The organism is Roseibium aggregatum IAM 12614 (assembly GCF_000168975.1).
Lineage (GTDB): Bacteria > Pseudomonadota > Alphaproteobacteria > Rhizobiales > Stappiaceae > Roseibium > Roseibium aggregatum.
Map to the genome: position 1 here is coordinate 1 of NZ_AAUW01000007.1, position 17,940 is coordinate 17,940.

At 57.7% G+C, this 17,940-nt stretch carries 16 protein-coding genes and 1 pseudogene; 9 read left to right on the top strand and 8 right to left on the bottom strand.

Annotated features, from left to right (window positions below):
* Together SIAM614_RS10655 and eno are read left to right on the top strand one after the other, a co-directional pair.
* A pseudogene (locus tag SIAM614_RS10655) lies at positions 1–204 on the top strand (3-deoxy-8-phosphooctulonate synthase); the annotation flags it as partial.
* A gap of 142 nt (positions 205–346) precedes the next feature.
* The gene (gene eno, locus SIAM614_RS10660) at positions 347–1,621 is read left to right on the top strand and encodes a phosphopyruvate hydratase (protein ID WP_006934372.1); all 1,275 of its coding nucleotides are present in this window, start codon (positions 347–349) and stop codon (positions 1,619–1,621) included.
* Between the two features lie 80 nt (positions 1,622–1,701).
* On the opposite strand, the gene SIAM614_RS10665 is transcribed toward eno, so the two are convergent.
* The 4 genes from SIAM614_RS10665 to SIAM614_RS10680 all read right to left on the bottom strand — a co-directional run bounded on the left by SIAM614_RS10665 (position 1,702) and on the right by SIAM614_RS10680 (position 7,218).
* Entirely contained in the window at positions 1,702–2,376 is a 675-nt protein-coding gene (locus tag SIAM614_RS10665) for a DsbA family oxidoreductase (RefSeq protein ID WP_006934373.1), read from the bottom strand.
* Positions 2,377–2,495: 119 nt separating this feature from the next.
* Positions 2,496–3,677, bottom strand: a complete 1,182-nt coding sequence (locus SIAM614_RS10670; protein ID WP_208983953.1) for a PleD family two-component system response regulator — start codon at positions 3,675–3,677, stop codon at positions 2,496–2,498.
* Positions 3,678–3,690: 13 nt separating this feature from the next.
* Positions 3,691–5,322 carry an AMP-binding protein gene (locus SIAM614_RS10675; RefSeq protein WP_006934375.1) on the bottom strand — a complete coding sequence of 544 codons (1,632 nt, stop codon included), beginning with the start codon at positions 5,320–5,322 and terminating at the stop codon, positions 3,691–3,693.
* A gap of 24 nt (positions 5,323–5,346) precedes the next feature.
* Complete coding sequence (locus tag SIAM614_RS10680; protein ID WP_006934376.1) at positions 5,347–7,218, bottom strand: extracellular solute-binding protein; 1,872 nt, start codon at positions 7,216–7,218, stop codon at positions 5,347–5,349.
* A gap of 265 nt (positions 7,219–7,483) precedes the next feature.
* Between SIAM614_RS10680 and SIAM614_RS10685 the strand changes: the two genes are divergently transcribed.
* Entirely contained in the window at positions 7,484–8,095 is a 612-nt protein-coding gene (locus SIAM614_RS10685; protein WP_040439891.1) for an invasion associated locus B family protein, read from the top strand.
* Positions 8,096–8,200: 105 nt separating this feature from the next.
* Here the strand turns inward: SIAM614_RS10685 and hspQ are convergent, their stop codons facing one another.
* The 3 genes from hspQ to SIAM614_RS10700 all read right to left on the bottom strand — a co-directional run bounded on the left by hspQ (position 8,201) and on the right by SIAM614_RS10700 (position 10,636).
* Complete coding sequence (gene hspQ / locus SIAM614_RS10690) at positions 8,201–8,524, bottom strand: heat shock protein HspQ (protein WP_006934378.1); 324 nt, start codon at positions 8,522–8,524, stop codon at positions 8,201–8,203.
* Positions 8,525–8,626: 102 nt separating this feature from the next.
* Positions 8,627–9,667 carry an HpcH/HpaI aldolase/citrate lyase family protein gene (locus tag SIAM614_RS10695; RefSeq protein WP_006934388.1) on the bottom strand — a complete coding sequence of 347 codons (1,041 nt, stop codon included), beginning with the start codon at positions 9,665–9,667 and terminating at the stop codon, positions 8,627–8,629.
* A gap of 81 nt (positions 9,668–9,748) precedes the next feature.
* Positions 9,749–10,636: a lysophospholipid acyltransferase family protein gene (locus tag SIAM614_RS10700; RefSeq protein WP_208983954.1), complete on the bottom strand. Its 888-nt coding sequence runs from the start codon at positions 10,634–10,636 to the stop codon at positions 9,749–9,751.
* Positions 10,637–10,938: 302 nt separating this feature from the next.
* Between SIAM614_RS10700 and SIAM614_RS10705 the strand changes: the two genes are divergently transcribed.
* Positions 10,939–11,895, top strand: a complete 957-nt coding sequence (locus SIAM614_RS10705; protein ID WP_006934390.1) for an AEC family transporter — start codon at positions 10,939–10,941, stop codon at positions 11,893–11,895.
* 43 nt (positions 11,896–11,938) lie between these two features.
* A complete protein-coding gene (locus SIAM614_RS10710; RefSeq protein ID WP_006934391.1) occupies positions 11,939–12,361 on the top strand; it encodes a DUF1801 domain-containing protein in 423 nt (140 codons plus the stop codon).
* A gap of 20 nt (positions 12,362–12,381) precedes the next feature.
* Here the strand turns inward: SIAM614_RS10710 and SIAM614_RS10715 are convergent, their stop codons facing one another.
* A complete protein-coding gene (locus SIAM614_RS10715) occupies positions 12,382–13,584 on the bottom strand; it encodes a UbiH/UbiF family hydroxylase (protein ID WP_006934392.1) in 1,203 nt (400 codons plus the stop codon).
* 141 nt (positions 13,585–13,725) lie between these two features.
* Between SIAM614_RS10715 and SIAM614_RS10720 the strand changes: the two genes are divergently transcribed.
* The 4 genes from SIAM614_RS10720 to SIAM614_RS10735 all read left to right on the top strand — a co-directional run bounded on the left by SIAM614_RS10720 (position 13,726) and on the right by SIAM614_RS10735 (position 17,764).
* Complete coding sequence (locus SIAM614_RS10720) at positions 13,726–14,694, top strand: DUF2182 domain-containing protein (protein ID WP_208983955.1); 969 nt, start codon at positions 13,726–13,728, stop codon at positions 14,692–14,694.
* Between the two features lie 181 nt (positions 14,695–14,875).
* Positions 14,876–15,592: a CDP-alcohol phosphatidyltransferase family protein gene (locus SIAM614_RS10725; protein ID WP_006934396.1), complete on the top strand. Its 717-nt coding sequence runs from the start codon at positions 14,876–14,878 to the stop codon at positions 15,590–15,592.
* Positions 15,593–15,822: 230 nt separating this feature from the next.
* Positions 15,823–16,800 carry a quinone oxidoreductase family protein gene (locus SIAM614_RS10730; protein ID WP_006934399.1) on the top strand — a complete coding sequence of 326 codons (978 nt, stop codon included), beginning with the start codon at positions 15,823–15,825 and terminating at the stop codon, positions 16,798–16,800.
* 13 nt (positions 16,801–16,813) lie between these two features.
* Positions 16,814–17,764 carry a LysR family transcriptional regulator gene (locus SIAM614_RS10735; RefSeq protein WP_006934401.1) on the top strand — a complete coding sequence of 317 codons (951 nt, stop codon included), beginning with the start codon at positions 16,814–16,816 and terminating at the stop codon, positions 17,762–17,764.
* Positions 17,765–17,940 lie beyond the last annotated feature (176 nt).

Sequence of the window (17,940 nt, forward strand, 5' to 3'; positions counted from 1 at the left end):
GGCGACCGGACCATGGTGCCCGTTCTTGCCCGCGCTGCCGTCGCAGTTGGCGTTGCCGGCCTCTTCATCGAAACGCACCCAGATCCGGACAACGCTCCGTCCGATGGACCGAACATGGTGCCGCTCGATCAGCTCGAAGCGTTGCTGGCGCAGTTGAAGGCTCTCGACAACGTCGTCAAGGCCCCGGCAACCGCCGCAGAATAGTCAATTTCAGCCGCGCCTTGTGTGCGGCTTTCCTTTGTGGGGCAAGAGCTCCCGGAAAACCGCCGGTCCTCCGGCTTCCAAACAGCCGGACTGTCTCCGGCAACCTTACAATTCAGGTGCATGCGACAAGGGAGTTCTTTCCATGACCGCCATTATCGATGTCATCGGCCGTCAGATTTTCGACAGCCGTGGTAACCCGACCGTCGAAGTCGACGTTTTCCTGGAGGATGGCTCCTTTGGCCGGGCAGCTGTTCCGTCCGGCGCGTCCACCGGTGCGCATGAAGCCGTTGAACTGCGCGATGGCGGCGACCGTTTCATGGGCAAGGGTGTCCAGAACGCCGTTGATGCAGTCAATGGCGAAATCTTCGAGACCGTCGGCGGTCTGGACGCTGAAGATCAGCTTCAGATCGACCAGGCGATGATCGATCTCGACGGTACCCACAACAAGTCGCGCCTAGGCGCGAACGCCATCCTGGGTGTTTCACTTGCCGTTGCCCGCGCTGCCGCCCAGGCATCCGGCCTGCCGCTGTATCGCTATGTTGGCGGCACGTCCGCCCGCACGCTTCCGGTTCCCATGATGAACATCATCAACGGCGGTGCGCATGCCGACAATCCGATCGACTTCCAGGAATTCATGATCATGCCGGTTGGTGCCGAGTCGCTTGGCGATGCCGTACGCATGGGGTCTGAAATTTTCCACACCCTGAAAAAGGCGCTGAACGCAGCCGGTCACAACACCAATGTAGGTGATGAAGGCGGCTTTGCTCCCAATCTGGAATCCACCGATGCCGCTATCGGCTTCGTCATGAAGGCAATCGAAACCGCCGGTTACAAGCCGGGCGAAGATGTCTTCCTGGCACTGGACGCGGCATCGACCGAGTTCTTCAAGGACGGCAAATACGTGCTGGAAGGCGAAGGCAAGACGTTGGCGCCTGAGGAAATGGCAAAATATCTCGCCGATCTCGTGTCCCGCTACCCGATCATTTCGATCGAAGACGGCCTTGCTGAAGACGACTGGGACGGCTGGAAAGCCACCACCGACCTCATCGGCAACAAGTGCCAGCTCGTCGGCGACGATCTATTCGTGACCAACTCTGAGCGCCTGCGCAAGGGCATCGATCTTGGCGTTGCCAACTCGATCCTCATCAAGGTCAACCAGATCGGGACGCTTTCCGAAACGCTGGATGCCGTCGAAACCGCGCACAAGGCTGCCTATACCGCAGTGATGTCCCACCGCTCGGGTGAAACCGAAGACAGCACCATTGCCGACCTCGCTGTTGCCACCAACTGCGGCCAGATCAAAACCGGATCGCTGGCCCGTTCCGACCGGCTTGCAAAGTACAACCAGCTCATCCGTATCGAGGAAGAACTGGGCGCACAGGCGGTTTATGCAGGTCGTTCGATCCTGCGTGGCTGATTTCGGCCTGGTTTGAGTTCGAGAATGAGAAAAGCCCGCCACCCGGCGGGCTTTTTGGTTTTGACTTCAGGAGGACGCCGCTAATTGGAGATTGCAGCCTGCGGATCGGTTCGGGTTTCTTCCGCATGAAGAAGGGCTGCCGCGATGGTCTCCGGCTTTTCAGCTCCAGCCAGTACAAACCGGCCGTCTATGATGAAACAGGGCACCCCGGTGATCCCTGACTTGTGAGCATTGGCAATTTGCGCCTCGACCTTATCAAGATCGGTTTCCGTTCCCAGAAGGTGCTCCACCAGATCAGACTGCATACCCGCTTCCTCGGCAATGCGAACCAGCACCTCAGAACGCGTGAGATCCTCCCCATTCAGGAAGTAGGCTTTGAACAGCAGTTCCACGACCTCGTCCTGAAGATCATCATCGCGGGACCAGAGGATCAACCTGTGACAGTCGAGCGTGTTCGGCGACAAGGTGATGTCCTCAAAGGCAAAGTCTATGCCTTCTTCCTGCCCCGCTGCCTTGATCTGCGTGTAAAAAGCGTCGGCCTTGTCCAGGCCTCCAAATTTGTCGCTCAGATATTGCTTTCGGTCCTTACCCGACTTCGGCAAGGTCGCGTCGAGCTGAAACGGGTGCCAACGAACCAGCACGTCGAGCTGTGGAACCGACTTCAACGCCGCTTCCAGGCGCCTTTTTCCGATAAAGCACCAGGGGCACATCACATCGGAAACGACATCGACGGTAAGGGCGGACAGTATGGTCATCGGACATCCAGAGCGTTGGAGACATTTTATCAGGCTAAAGACTCTGACAAATATGCCAACCCCAAATTCACGGCAGTGTTAAGGCAATCCATAAAACGCGTCGCAGGAGTGGCATCCGTTCACAGAACAGTGTGCGTAAGGATGGAGTTGATCCGTTTCTGTAACCTGGTTGTGCCGGCTTCATTTTTCAAAACAGCCACCGGCCCGAAATCCTTCACGAGACAGACGAGGTCCTCGTCCCGGCTGGTGGCGTCGGCGATAGACAACAAGGTCGCATTGATATCGTCCAGTTCCTCCGAAGACGATACGGCAATGCCGAAATTTTCCGGTTGAAGCCTCATTTCCCAAAGATCGAGCCCGCGCGCGGCAAGACCGTTGCTGCAAGCTTCCAGATACCTGGTGTATTCCTCCACCCCAAGACCGCCTTGCGTGATCCGCTGGCGCAACCAAACATGACTTTCCGCTAGCACTCGGTCAGCAAGGCGCCGCCGTTTGCCAAACCGCGTTGCAGAGTTCAAGCGGTGGGCGAGGGTTTCCTTGCGGTTTTCACCGACGAGAACGTCGGAAGCTCCGTTCCGGAAGATATGCGCGATATCTTCCTCCCGCTCACAGACTGCCAGTACCGGCAATCCGGCGAAGCGGGCATCCCTTCTGATCTGCTGCATATAGTCGACGGCATCATCAAACGGAGCGTCTATCACAACCGCATCGAACGCGCGTTTCGACATGAATTCGACCGCCATGCTCCCGTCAAAAGCACCGACAACTTCAACCTTTTCTTCGCTGGCATCTTGCCATTCCAGGAACCGGCCACTGACGCCAACCACCAGCAGGCTGCTCGTCCCGGAATGATGGGGAGCGCTGCCGAAACCTGGAATTCTGCCGAAGATACGCCTGCGAAGCTGGGCCTCGTCGGATCGAAGCAGTGCGCGCTGATGGATGCAGATCAGCATCAGCAGCACTTCGTCGGGCACGATCCTGTCAATGATCGCCGTCGGCTGAAGGCCGGTTGGCAGAATATCGTCGCTGCCGGTGAGGATGTAAAAGGGGACTTCGCTGGCAAGGTTTCTGATTTGGGGCAAGAGCCAGGAAAAGAAACCGTCGCGGCGCTCGTTTTCTAGGCTGCTGATATCGACCACGATCGCGGCGGGCAGCGCCGTGGGAAGCTTGCTGCCCCTCTCGAACATGCTGACGAGAGAGACGTCTAAATCTTCGGGCGCATCGCCATTGCTGCTCCGCCTCGGCCGACGTCCCGCATACCAATACGGGCCGCGCCAGGAAAGCGACGTTTCAACATCCATTCTTTATCCCCACCTACGCCACGGCGGCGGGCAAACGCTGCGTCCGCATGGTCAGCCGTTCACGGCTGATGGTTCCGTCCTCATTCCGCGGCAGTGACTGTAAAATCAGCACACGATGGGGGATCTTGGCAAGATCCACGCCTTCGGCATCCAGATAGGCAAAAAAGGCACCTGCGTCAGGCACATTCCCGGCTTCGGGAACGAGCGCTGCATACATCCTGGCACCCAGGAGCGGATCTTCCACGATGAAGGCCGCGGCTTCCCGGATACCCGGATAACCGGCATAGACCACATCAACCGTCTCGAGATTGCCAGTACCGAGAGCGTAATGCCCCGGTATCCCGAAACCGGCGATACCCCCATCTGTCAGTTCGACCTTGATATTTGTGTTCAGGAAACCGTTGCCTTCCCAGCGAACACGCCTCTGATCACCGTTGATGGTACGCCAGCCGACATCGGGAACAATGGGCCCCTTGACCAAAAGCGTCGGAATCTGTGCTTCCACCTCGTCGGTGACTGCGATTTCAAGAAGGGCTGGCCCGCTTTCGCACCCTATTGGCCCGCTATGCTTTCCCAGCGCGGTGGCTTTCGTCTTCGCCGATGGACCTCGCGCTTTGGCCACGAGAGCAAACTCGTCAGCGATGTGAAGGTCAATCAGCCGGCGCCGGGCAACGAAAGTTGTCGGATGGGGAGCCGCTATATTCCAGGCCGCAAGCAAGGTTGTTTTGGTGTTTTCCAGTTTCCGGTCGAGCGTCTGAGCCAACGGCCCGGGTGTCGTCACGACATCCGCCTGAACCTCGTTTGCGTGCGCAGCAAGATTTGCAAGGGAGGTCGGGTGATGCAGGTGAAGGGTGCTACCGGTCAACAGCCAGGGTGCAAGTCCTCCGCCAAGCCCGGTCAACCCGCTGAGCGAGTAAGGCAGAACCATCACGCTGGCATCGCGCACATGGGCTTCCTGCACGATCATGTGCGCAACGGATACCCAGTGATTGTGACAGCGTGTGACCGGAACATTTTCCTCACCGCTGCGGCTCCAGCAGATGGTTGCGGTGTGATCCGCCGGATCAGGGCGCTCGCTGGGGGTGAACTTCAACTCATCACCCATTTCGGCAAGCATCGGACCAAGTTCGATCAACCCGTCCGGGATATCCTTGCCGAGCCCGAAAACGAACCGCAACGAGAACAGATCTGCGGCAACATCGCGCGCGGCCACACCAACATCACGCGTTTCGACGCGATCAGCGGCAACGAACCCCTTGGCGCCAATGGAATTCAGCGCTTCCAGAACGTTTTTCTGCCGCCAGTGCAGTGGCAGCGGGGATATGATCAGATCGGTCCGCAGCGCGGCCAGGATCGCGATGACGGTATCGACCGTATTGGGAGCCTGAACACCGACAACATGATCGGATGAAAGGCCAACGGTCGTGTAAAAGGCCGCGAGCCGATCAATCTCACGGTCAGCTTCGGCATAGGTCAGTGCTCGGGGAAGGCCGCCGGTCCAGGTTGCCCTGTCCGGAGCATCGACCAGGGCGAGCCGGTCGGGGTGTTCTGCTGCTGTCTTTCGGAACATTTCATCTAGCGGCACATCGGACCAGGCTCCGCTTTGATGATATTCCTCGGACAGGCTTTCAGGCGTGGCTTTCATATTATTCTTCGTCCATTGGTCCGATTATTGCGCCGTGGCTGACCACCAGGTGTCGTACTCGTGGCCATAAAGCGACTCGTTTTGAGGTGGTACGACCTGCTTCCAGTGAGCAACCCAATCGTCTGCGACATGGTAGAGCGGTACTGCATAGGCGCCGGAAATCAGAACGCGATCGAATGCGCGAACGGCGGAGACGAAATCATCCCGGCTCCGTGCTCCGACGATTTCATCGATCATCGCGTCTATTGCAGGCTCGTGCGCCCCGACAAAGTTGAAGGAGCCTTCTGTTTCCGCGGCTTTTGACGACCAGCGGCCATATTGTTCGGCTCCGGGGGACAACGAGGAGGTCCAGGTGTTGAACACCATATCGAAATCACGTTTGGTCCTGCGATCTTCGAACTGGGTGGGATCGACACTGCGTACGCTTGCCTCAACACCGAGCAGCTCCAGCGTCCGGATGTAGGCAAGGGCCAGCTTCTCTTCGTCTTCGTTCTTCGCCAGGATTTCGAAAGAAAGCTGCTTGCCGCTTTCGGCATGAACGAGTTTGCCGTCCTTGAGCTTGTAACCGGCCTTGCCAAACGCTTCGAGCGCCGCCCGCAGCACTTTCCTGTCCCGTCCCGACCCATCGGCTTCGGCCGGACGCCAGGTGCCGTCCATCACTTCAGGGTCGACCGCATCGGGGTAGGGGGCAAGCAGCTCCTTTTCGCGATCGCTCGCCGGGCGGCCGATCGACGACAGCTCCGAATTGTCCCAGTAACCGGCCGTGCGCGTGTAAAGGCCATAGTAAAGGTTGCGGTTCACCCACTCGAAATCGAACAGCATGCGCAAAGCCTTGCGCACGGCAGGATCGGAGAATTGATCCCTGCGGGTGTTGAACGCGATACCTTGCATGGCTGCGGGGATACCCAGCGGAATCGCGCGCTTGAGCACGTCGCCGTTTTTCACCGCCGGAAAATCTAGGCCCGTTGCCCAACGGGCGGGGTCGCGGAACTGAAGTGCCTGAACCAGGCCCTTTTTGAAGGATTCCTGCAAGGTGGTTTCGTCGCGGAAATACTCGATCCGGATTTCATCGAAGTTGTCGAAACCGGCTTTTACCGGCAGATCCTTGGCCCAGTAATCCGGGTTCTTCTCATAAACGACCAACCGGCCCGGCTCGATCGTCTTGAACGTGTAAGGCCCGGTCCCCACCGGAGGGTTCAAGGATGATTTGTCGAAGTTTTCCGCATCGGTGCTGGCCTTGGAGTAGATCGGCGCCAGTGCAATCAGAAGCGGCAATTCGCGATTGTCGCCGTTTTCGAACACCAGCTTCAGCCGGTTCGGCGCGGTCACCTGCTTTTCGGTAATGGCTGCATACCAGTTACGATAGGGGGGGCGGCCCTTGTCGCGGATCACATCCAGAGAAAAGATGACATCCTCTACGGTAACAGGCGTTCCGTCGGAAAACCTGGCATCCGGGTTAAGCTCGAATTCGATCCATTCCCGGCTGTCCGGCATCCGCACACGTTGAGCCAACAGCCCGTAGAGGGAAAAGGGTTCCGCATAGGAGCGGACCATCAGGCTTTCCAGAACGTTGTTGCCGAATTCACGCTCCCGCATGCCGCGGGCCGACGTCCAGCCCCCCTGGACGATGAAGGAATTCAGGCTGTCGAAGGTTCCCTGGACACCAAGTGTAATCGTGCCGCCTTTAGGCGCTTCGGGGTTGGCGTAGGGAAACGGCTCGTCAGGACCAAGGGCGGGCGTTCCGTGCATGGCAATGGCATGCGTCCAGGGCACGGTTTCTTCGTCCGCCACGGCAGGTAGGTTGAATGTCAACGCGAGCACACAAGCGGACGAAGCCGCCAAACCGATCGCCTTGCCGGCATGAAAAAGAAGACCGGAAACTATCGAACTACGCATCACCACCGCCGGAGATTCTGTTGATTCCCAATGTTCAGAATAACACACGGTTAACGGGGACGCGCCCGGCTCAAACAACAAACCTCAAGATATTCAGGTTTGAATTGCCCATTTGGGGTGCGTTGCAAATCGGCCACCCTCTCGCCCAAATTAAGTGTCTTACCATGGTTTAACGGTTTGAATGTCGTTACGGGCCTTGCGGTTGGTTCCGGAATGCCCCAGAACAACGCGAAAGTTTCGTACACGCACGATTGAGGACGTTTCGATGACGAGTGTTTTGAAAAGAGGATTGTTCGGATGTGCAGTAGGTGCATTCGTAGCCCTGTCTTCTTTTGCTGGTGCACCCGCAATCGCCCAGGAAGAAAAAAGCCCATGGACGAAAGCGTGTAACACCAATCCGAACACGCAGAAGCAAATCTGCTTTATTTCGATTGAATTGCGCACAAATACCGGACAGTTCCTGAGCAACATTGCCATTCAGGAAACTGAGGGGGAAGCCCGCAAGAAGCTGCTGGTCGCCGTACCGACCGGCGTTCTGATCCAGCCCGGCGTTCGCATTCAGATCGATGACGGCAAGCCCGTTCAGGGCAAGTACAGCATCTGCGCACCCAATGCCTGCTATGCAGAACTGGCGATTGATGACTCCTTCATCAACACCATGAAGCAGGGCGGCGAAATGATCGTGGCTCCGTATAACCAGCAGGCCAAGGAAATCGTCTTCAAGATGACCCTGATCGGCTTCACAAAGGTTTACGACGGCGAGCCCATGAACCTTGCTGAACTGCAAAAACGCCAGGAAGAGCTGCAGAGCGAATTGCAGAAGCGGGCCGACGAAGCGCGTCAGAAGCTGATCGACGCTCAAAAGCAGAGCCAGTAACAAACTGCGTTTTCAGAATTGAAAAAGGCCGGAACTTCCAAAGTTCCGGCCTTTTTCGTATTTGAACAAAATTCCGGCAGACCAGGCTGTGTCCCTACGGCCTGTTCAGTGGATCTCCACGCTGCGTGGCAGATAGGACCCGTCGGTCTGTTCTTCGAAAATTTCTTCCACTTGCGGATGGCGTATCGGTTCCCCGGTCATGTCCGCTTCCAGGTTCTGTTCGCTGACGTAGGCCACATATTCGGTTTCCTCGTTCTCGGCGAGGAGATGATAAAACGGCTGATCGCGCAGAGGACGTACGTCTTCCGGGATCGCGTTCCACCATTCTTCCGTATTGCTGAAGGTCGGATCGACATCGAAAATCACGCCCCGGAAGGGGTAAATCCGGTGCCGGACGACCTGGCCAATTCTGAATTTTGCCGTTCGCATGGTTACTCGTCCGCATACTGCATGCACTGCCGGGATACCGTGTCGGCAGCCTGCGTGCAAGCATTGTAGCATTAAACCTTAGACGACGAGCCTTGCGAAAGTCTAAAGGCCATAGACCTCCGCGCGTTCCGCGTCCTTCGATGCAACCAGTTTTGCAAGATCCACGATCACCTTCGCCTGTTTCCAGGTCGCGTCATCCTGCATCTTGCCGTCGATCATCACCGCTCCGGTACCGTCCGGCATTGCTTCAATGATTTTGCGCGCAAAAGCAACTTCGCCCGGATCGGGAGAAAAGACCTTTTTTGCGATCTGAATCTGCGTCGGATGCAGAGACCAGGCACCCAGGCACCCCATCAGGAAGGCGTTGCGGAACTGGCTTTCACAGGCTGCCGCGTCAGAAAAATCACCAAATGGGCCATAGAAGGGTTTCAGACCATAAGACAGGCAGGCATCGACCATCTTGCCGACCGTATAGTGCCACAGATCCTGCTGATAAGCAGTACGGCCGCCTGCGCTGTCCACGTCGGACAGCACCGCATAGTCCGGGTGCCCACCGCCAACCCGTGTGGTTTTCATGCCCCTCGACGCAGCAAGGTCTGCTGGCCCCAGGCTCATGCCATGCATCCGCGGGCTCGCCGCCGCGATCTCCTCGACATTCTTCACGCCTTCCGCCGTTTCCAGAATGGCGTGGATCATGATCGGTTTGGAAAGACCGGCCTTGGCTTCCAGTTGCGCAAGTAGCTGATCGAGGTAGTGAATGTCCCACGCGCCTTCGACCTTGGGCAGCATCACCACATCGAGCTTTTCACCAACTGCAGGCACGATTTCCAGGAGGTCGTCCAAAAACCAGGGGCTGTTCAGACAATTGACCCTGGTCCAAAGACCGGTAGTGCCGAAGTCGTTGTCCTGTGCCATCTGGATAAAGCCTCTGCGGGCGTCCGTCTTGGCATCTGCGGGAATGGCGTCTTCCAGGTTGCCAAGCACGACATCGACGCTCTTGATCAGGTCCGGCACCTTGGACCGCATCTTTTCGATATGCGGGGGGACAAAATGAATCATGCGCTCCAGCGAGACGGGACGTTCGCGGTATGGGTCCGGCGCGCCGATGGCGAGCGGCTTGTAGAATGCGCTTGGGGTTTTCATGAAACAGCTGTCCTCCACCAGTTGAAGACATAGCTATAACGTCAATGTTGCGCTGCAACCATACCCCGAAAGGAGAACAGGCTAATCGTCTTCCAAACGCGCCGCTGCCGCGCGGCGAGCCTGCTTCTGGGCGGAGGTTTTGCCTGGCGGCGCCCACTTCTTGTGGATCCACATCCACTGTTCGGGATGTTCCCGGATCCAGCTCTCGAAAATCGCATGTATACGCGCTGTTGCAGCCTCGATATCCGCCTGACGGTTGTCCGTGACCGGCACTTCGACAGCCTGGGCTTCTATCCGGAAATGAACGCCTTTCTTGCGGACGACCCGGCCCACAACGATCGGCACATTGCAGGATCGGGCAAGAGATGCCGGCACGGGCGTTGCGTAGGCCATCTGATCGAAGAAAGGGACCTGAACGCCTCGCGTTTCCCGCAGATCACCCATCATGGCGACGATCCCGCCACTTTTCAGGGTCGCCAGGATCTTTCGGGCTGTCTGATGGCTCTTCGACAACAGACCACCCTTGTAGAGGTCTTTTCGGAGCGCCTGAAGGGCCTTGTCTGCTTCCGGATTGCGCAAAGCCTGATAGACGCCGGTGATCTCGATGCCGCGGCGCACGGCCGGCTGAACACACAGCTCCCAGTTTGCACTGTGAAACGATACGAACAGACAGGCACGTTCGCCGTTCAGAACCTGTTCGGTGATCTCGTCCGCCACCGCCTCGAACCGGTAGTCCTGTTTCAGAAGACGGTCGATATGGAAGGTCTCTGCCGCCACTCGGCCAAGGTTTTCCCACATCCCGCGCACGATCCGTTCGCGCTCTGCGCGCGGCATGTTCGGAAACGCCTTCTTCAGATGCCGCAGGGCGCGTTTGTGCCTGGCATTGAAAGGCGCCAGAAGGCGCCAGAAGGCGCCCATGACGTAGGAAGCAATGTCGACGGGGATCAGGCGGAAAAGCCAGATGGCCACAGTCAGCGATAAGCCTTCCACCCGGTTTTGCACAGCTGTGAGCTTCGGGTGTTTACGCTGCTTTTTTTTGCGGGACATTACGACCGAATGCTTTCATGTTGTCCGCCCGTCTTGAAAAGAGGGCCTTCCGACCTTGTCCGAATGAATGGGGCCTTGCGATGCGCCCTCAGACCTGATTGGAATGCGGATCACCGGGGTGACCTCCAAGTCACGCGTCCATATCCAAGCCAGGCGCAAGATGCAAGCGCCTTGAGACCCACCAAACCGCCATACAGCGCGTCGTCTTCATCTTTGGTAATTGAATGCAGAATGTCATTTCACTGGCTCTTCCGTTTTTCGGACTGATCCTTCTCGGCTTCGGGGCCGGCAAGATCAAGAACCTGCCGGAGGCAGGTCTGAGCTGGATGAACTTCTTCGTGATCTACTTGGCACTTCCGGCGCTTTTCTTCCGGCTGTTGTCGGAAACGCCGATCGAGGAACTGGCAAACGCCTCCTATATCACCGCGACGACCTTCACGACCTACATCGTTTTTGCGATCTCCTTCTGCATTGGCGTTGTGGCAACGCGTGGCAACATCGGCGAATCCACCATTTTGGGCATCGCCGGAGCCTATTCCAACATCGGCTACATGGGCCCGGGCCTGACTCTGGCCGTTCTTGGCGAACAGGCGACTGTTCCGACAGCTCTTATTCTGGCCTTCGATAACGCGCTGATGTTCATTCTGGCACCGCTGATGATGGCATTGGCCGGTACCGACGACGAATCGATCCTCGGGACCTTGAAAAAGATCGCAATCAGGATCTTCACCCATCCCTTTATTCTGGCAACCATTGCCGGCGTCATAGCCGCAGCGTTCCAGATCAAGCCTCCGCAGGCAATTGACACGCTGCTCCGCTATCTCAGCAATGCGGCCGCGCCTTGTGCCTTGTTTGCGATGGGTGTCAGCATCGCCCTCCGACCCATCGGACGGATACCGCTGGAACTGCCGATTGTGCTGGGGGTGAAACTTCTGCTGCACCCGATCCTGATTTTCCTGCTCTTGACCTGGCTGGGTGGCTTCGATCCCAACTGGATTGCAACCGCTGTCCTGATGTCATGCCTTCCGCCGGCGACAAACGTGTTTGTCATCGCGCAGCAGTATGGAACATATGTTCAGCGGGCATCCAGTTTCGTTCTGATCGGAACAGCCCTGTCGATCATCACGGTGACTGGCTTCATCTGGGCGTTGACCAGCGGGTTCCTGCCAACCGGTGGATAAACCCACACGACAGAACAGCCGCTGAAGAACAGGAGGTTTTGCCGTGAAGGACAATCCGGACGTTCTTGCGTTGATCGAAAGCTATCCGTCGGAGATACGGGATTGCCTGCTGACAATCAGGGCAATGATCGTGGAGATCGCAACGCAGCGGGATGATATCGGAGCGCTTGAGGAAACCCTGAAATGGGGCGAGGCCAGCTATGTGACGACGCGGCCGAAAACCGGAACGACCATCAGGATCGACCATGACAAATCCGGGGCAGGGGATGTTGCCCTTTTCGTCAGCTGCCAATCGTCGCTGGTCGCCGATTGGCGCGGGATGTTCCCGGAACTTGTTTACGGCGGCGACAGAAGCGTTCACTTCAGTCTCGCAAAGCCTCTGCCCGAAAATGCACTCCGTCAGATGATTTTCATGGCCCTGACGTACCACACTGCCAAACGCGCGGTTGCAAAACCACGCACTTGAAAACAGTGCGCCATTACCGCTTACCTGTGAAGTTGAAACGCCGTTCCCGGCGCAAGCCCTTCCCGCATGAGGATGCGCCGCAACGGCCCCAGCTTGCCGGTGAGATACATGCCGGCGCTCCGCACCGCCTGAACCGGCAGGAATTCGGTAAGCAGAGATCTGTTCAGTACGTCGACCGCGTTTGTGCGTGATCGAATGTCGCTGAACCGTTTCTTTTCGTAAGAGGAGAGGAGGGGTCTGCTGCCGATATCGGCGTGCGAATGCCTGGCGGCGGCCACGATGGTGGTCAGGTCGCGGATGTCTCTCATGGACAGGTTCAGCCCCTGGGCGCCGATGGGCGGAAAGACGTGAGCGGTCTCGCCAACAAGTGCAAGACGTGGCCCCACAAGGGAAGTGGCCGTAAGCCCGGCGAGCGGGAAGCTTTGCGGTTTTGACGCCAGCTTGAAGCTTCCCAGAATGGAATGCGCCCGCCGTTCGAGCTCCGTTTCCAGCTCCTCATCGGTCATCGCCAACAGCTTTGCGGCACCTTCCGCGGTTTCCACGCAAACCAGCGACGACTGCCGACCGGGCAGCGGCACCAATGTGAATGGGCCTGTTGAGGTATGAAATTCGGTCGATATCTGCTGATGAGGAAGACGGTGCTCCAGGTTCAGAACGACGGCAACTTGCGGGTAAGACCAGCTCTTCACCTTGATCCCTGCAGCTTCACGCAATGTGGACTTGCGGCCATCCGCGGCAACTGCGAGACTTGTGGAAATTATCATGCCGCCGCTTGTGAAAAGTATAGCCTGTTCATCTCCAAACTCGGCAGTTTCGACAGTGTCCGCTATCATCTCAAGGCTAGGTTGGGCGGCACAGGCCTTTTCAAGAAAGACATTAAGTTCGCTGTTCAAGATATTGAAACCAAACTCTTCCAAGCCAAGTTCGCTGCAGTCGAAGACGACTTCAGGTGCTCGAAAGAGCCGACCTGTGCTGTCGATCATCCGCATCTTTTTCAAGGCCTCGGCATTGCCTTCGATGGCCGGCCAGACACCAATGTCGCGAAGAAGATCTATGGATTTTTGCCACAGCGCGGTGGTGCGGCAATCCTGTTGGTCCAACGTCGGAGCAATCAGAACACAGGACAGCCCCTGTTGAGCCAAGGCAAGAGCGGCAATGCGCCCGGAAGGGCCTCCGCCGACGATTGCGATATCGAACTGTTCCCGCGAGTGGCTGCTGGCCATGACAAAAATCCATCTGGTTTATGCGTACCGACTTAATTGCTGTTTGCCGGTTCAAAATCAACGGGACGAATACACGCAGGGCATACCTCACCCGATATGAGTAATATCAAATCCCGGATCCCGAAAATGCTCTAAGACGTCTTGAGCACATCAAAAGATATCCCGTTCACGGTCACCATGGCGAGTTTGCGCACTATCCTTTCCAATGAAGCCGGCTCCGCTAACCGGGAGAAGCCCCCCCGCGGCTGGCCACTTGTTCTGGCTCTCGTTGCGCTGTTGAGCGTTTCCGGCTGGGCGTATCTGATTGCGATGGTCGCCGACATGGTCCCGGTGATGGACATGAGCGAAGCCGGACCCGGCATGGTGATTCTCAACAGTTTCAATCAGTTCGCAGGCCTGCCGGCAGAAGCAAGAGCCGCACTTGCCGTCCTGTGCCTCCCGACCAACGCCACTTTCGGCATGCCAGGCACAGACATGACGGCTGTCGATCTGGCGAAAATCTTCCTCATGTGGGCAATGATGGCCCTCGCGATGATGCTGCCAACGGCCGTGCCGATGCTGCGCGCCTATCACTCCGCGCTCGCAGCCTGTACCGGAACGAGTGCACCCGGACGGTCTGTGGTTGCCGCTATGTTTGGGTACCTGGCAGTGTGGCTTGGATATGCCGTTGTCGCAACCGCTGCTCAGTGGGCCTTGTCTGTTGCCGGCGCGATGACGACCATGATGGCCCCGGCCAGCATGGCCTTGACGGCGTCCGTCCTTCTCGCTGCCGGGCTCTACCAGTTCACACCGGCCAAAAAGGCCTGCCTCGGCAGATGCTGGTATCCTCGCTGGGTATTCGTCACGGACGAGGGGGCTCCCGGCGTTGTCCCGGGCTTCCGGGAAGGCTTGATTCAGGGCTGGGTTTGCCTCGGTTGTTGCTGGGCCGTCATGACGGTCATGTTTGCGGTCGGGCTGATGAACATCGTCTGGATTGCCCTGCTCGGGGCGTTGATGGCCGTTGAAAAAACCTTCCCCAGCCGGATCCTTCCTCCCGCGATAGGCGTCGTTCTGCTGGTCTGGGCAGGCGTTCTTGTTTCGCTCATCCTTTTGGGAAACGCGACAAGCTAAATTCACCGCTATTGGCGTAGGGACTGTTTTTTAGGTTCACACTGTCATACGATTGCAATAAAGGATCGTATCAGCGTCGGTGTGTGCACCATAGGGTTTTAGGCCTAAGGCTGCCAGCACACATCTCAGTACGCCAACGCTTCAGCAAGTCGCGTTCGGATCACAAAAGCGAGGAAACCCCGTGGCGGATATCACACCAGGCAAAGAGAGGACCGAGCCTGCTCTGTTCCTGATCCATATCCTTACGGCTTCCGGCGCTCCCATTGCTTTGATCGCCCTCCTGGCAGGTGCTCGCGAAAACTGGGCCGAAATGTTTGCCTGGCTTGGCCTTGCCTTTTTCGTTGACGGTATCGATGGTCCTCTGGCTCGCCGTTACAAGATTGCGGAACGCCTGCCTCGCTGGTCGGGGGCGTCCCTGGATTTTGTGATCGACTACGCCACCTACGTCTTTCTTCCCGCCTTCGCGCTTTCCTGGAGCCTGATGCTGTCCAGTCCCTGGAACTGGATTTGCGGCGGTCTCGTGGTCTTTACCGGTGCGCTCTATTTTGCCGACAACGGCATGAAGACGCCGGATGGCTCATTCAAAGGTTTTCCTGCAGGCTGGAACATGGTGGTGTTCGGCCTGATGGTGTTGTCACCATCGCAGAGCTTCACGATCATCTTCGTGCTTTTGTGCTGCGCATTGACGTTCGCCCCCGTCCGTTTTGTCCATCCTGTCCGTGTACGCCGATGGCGGATGATCACCTTGCCGGTGACGTTGCTCTGGATGGGTCTTGCCGCTTACGCCATTCTTGATGGCATGGCGCTTAACGGTCCGGTGGCATGGGTGTTTACGGCAGCCAGCTTTTATCTGCTGCTGGTCTCCGCCGTTCAGCAGTTACTCGACAGGGTCGACTGATCTTTTCTGCCATCTAGAGGCTTTGTCAGCATCGGGGCGATGGCAAGCGCCTGTGCGAGGCTGTGCTTTGTTTCTTGGGCCCGGTCAACGTGTAGCGTCTGGAGTACCAACAGCCGATTCCGCTCCTGAATGACCTTTCCCGATGGCGTTGAAATCATTTATGGTCTTGCCAACATCAATTGCCGCAAGACCAAAAGCGGTCTCGGCCCGCCACTTCGGGGATTTAAGTCATGGTTCAAGCAATCTGTGTACACGAAACCGGTGGACCGGATGTCATGCGCTGGGAACAGATCGAAGTCGGTGAACCCGGCCCGGGCGAAGCACGTATCCGGCACACTGCGGTCGGCCTCAATTTCATCGACACCTATTTCCGCTCCGGTCTCTATCCGGCCCCCAACGGCGTCCCTTTCTCCCCAGGGAATGAGGGGGCAGGGGTCGTCCTGACGGTTGGCGAGGGCGTGACGCACCTCAATCCGGGGGACCGGGTCGCTTATGTAGGTCCTCTCGGCGCCTATGCTCAGGAAAGACTCGTTCCCGCTGATCGGCTCGTCGTTCTGCCGAACGAGATCGATGACAAGACCGCTGCAGGCATGATGCTGAAGGGCATGACCGCCCAGTACCTTCTGCGCCAGACCTTTTCCGTCGGCCCCGACACAACGCTGCTGTTTCATGCGGCAGCCGGAGGGGTCGGTCTGATTGCCGGTCAATGGGCTTCGCATCTCGGCGCTACCGTCATCGGCACAGCCGGATCAGAAGCCAAGGTCGAACTGGCCAAGGCCCACGGCTACGATCATGTGATCAACTACCGGACAGAAAACTTCGTCGACAGGGTGAAGGACATCACCGGCGGCAAAGGCTGTGACGTCGTTTATGACAGCGTCGGCAAGGACACCTATCCAGGATCGCTCGATTGCCTCAAACCCAGGGGCCTGTGGGTCACCTTCGGTCAATCCTCCGGCCCCATCACTGATTTCAACCTGGCGCTTCTCGCCCAGAAAGGCTCCCTGTTCGCAACGCGGCCGACGCTATTCAGCTACATAGCCAGCCGCGAAGCGTTGGAGGCAACAGCAGGCGAACTGTTCGATGTCGTCCAGAAAGGTATCGTCAAGATCGGCGTCAACCAGGAATACAGGCTCGCGGATGCCGTTCAGGCCCATCAGGATCTCGAAGGCCGAAAGACCACCGGCACGACAGTTCTGATCCCGTAAGGCCGGGAACCTCATGCGGTCCGCACGAGCACTGGATCTGTCTCGAAACCTCTACAGCCCGGCGATGCGCTATTTTCTGGCCGTCGCCGAGGCTGGCTCGATCCGTGCAGCGTCCCGGGACCTCAATGTGGCGTCCTCTGCCGTCAACCGGCAGGTTCTCTGGCTGGAACAAGCCCTCGGCCTGCAACTGTTCGACCGTGTCGGCCGACGTCTGCGTCTGTCTCAAGCCGGGGAACTGCTGCTGGCCCACATCCGGCGCACCTATTCCGATTTTGAGGGTACGGTTGCCGAACTCGACGCTCTGAAGGGGCTGCGCCGGGGCACCGTGTCGATCGCAAGCGTCGAAAGCGTTGCCGAAAAACTCCTCCCGGCGGTCATCAGCACATTCCGCAAGAGCTATCCCGGCATTCATGTGAATGTCTCCATTTCGTCTTCGAAGGAAGCTGCACGCAAGGTGGAAGCGGCGGAAGCAGATGTTGGCTTCACCTTTGATCCTCCGGAAACTTCCGCCCTGACCATTGCCTTTCACCATGATCTCGTCATTGGGGCGCTGATGCGTCCTGACCATCCGTTGGCGGGCGCGAAGTCACTTGGTCTGCAGGACTGCCTGAAATACCCGGTGGCGCTTCCGGCCGAGGGTCTGTCGCTCCGCACACGCCTCGACATCGTCCGCAGCCGGATACCCGGAGCGTCCCGCACCTATGTGGAAGCCAATTCTCTCAGACTGATGCGGGCCCTTGCCCGGGAGGAACAGGTGATCGGCTTTCAGACGTTGATTGGCTGTGAGGACGATCTTGCCAACGGTGTCCTGATCTTCAAACCTTTGTCAGATGCGCCGCTTCAGGCAGACAGGCTCTGTGTGGTAACGTCTTCTCTGCGTGCTCTTGCGCTTGCGCCTGGCATGTTTTTCGATCACGCGGTGCTCGCTTTGCGGGACCAACTTCCATCTCTTGATGCCAAATAGGCATCATTGCGGTCTCAAATGAGCGCTTTGGTTCCGTGTTTTTTTAAGGCACATTTTTTGTGACAGTTTTGCGGCAACGCGCCGCGCGAGGGAGAAAACTGATGGGGCGTTTGTCAACGCAGGTTCAGAACCCAGCCATGGAAAGACCGGCCGGAGGCCTGGTGTTCAATCAGTGG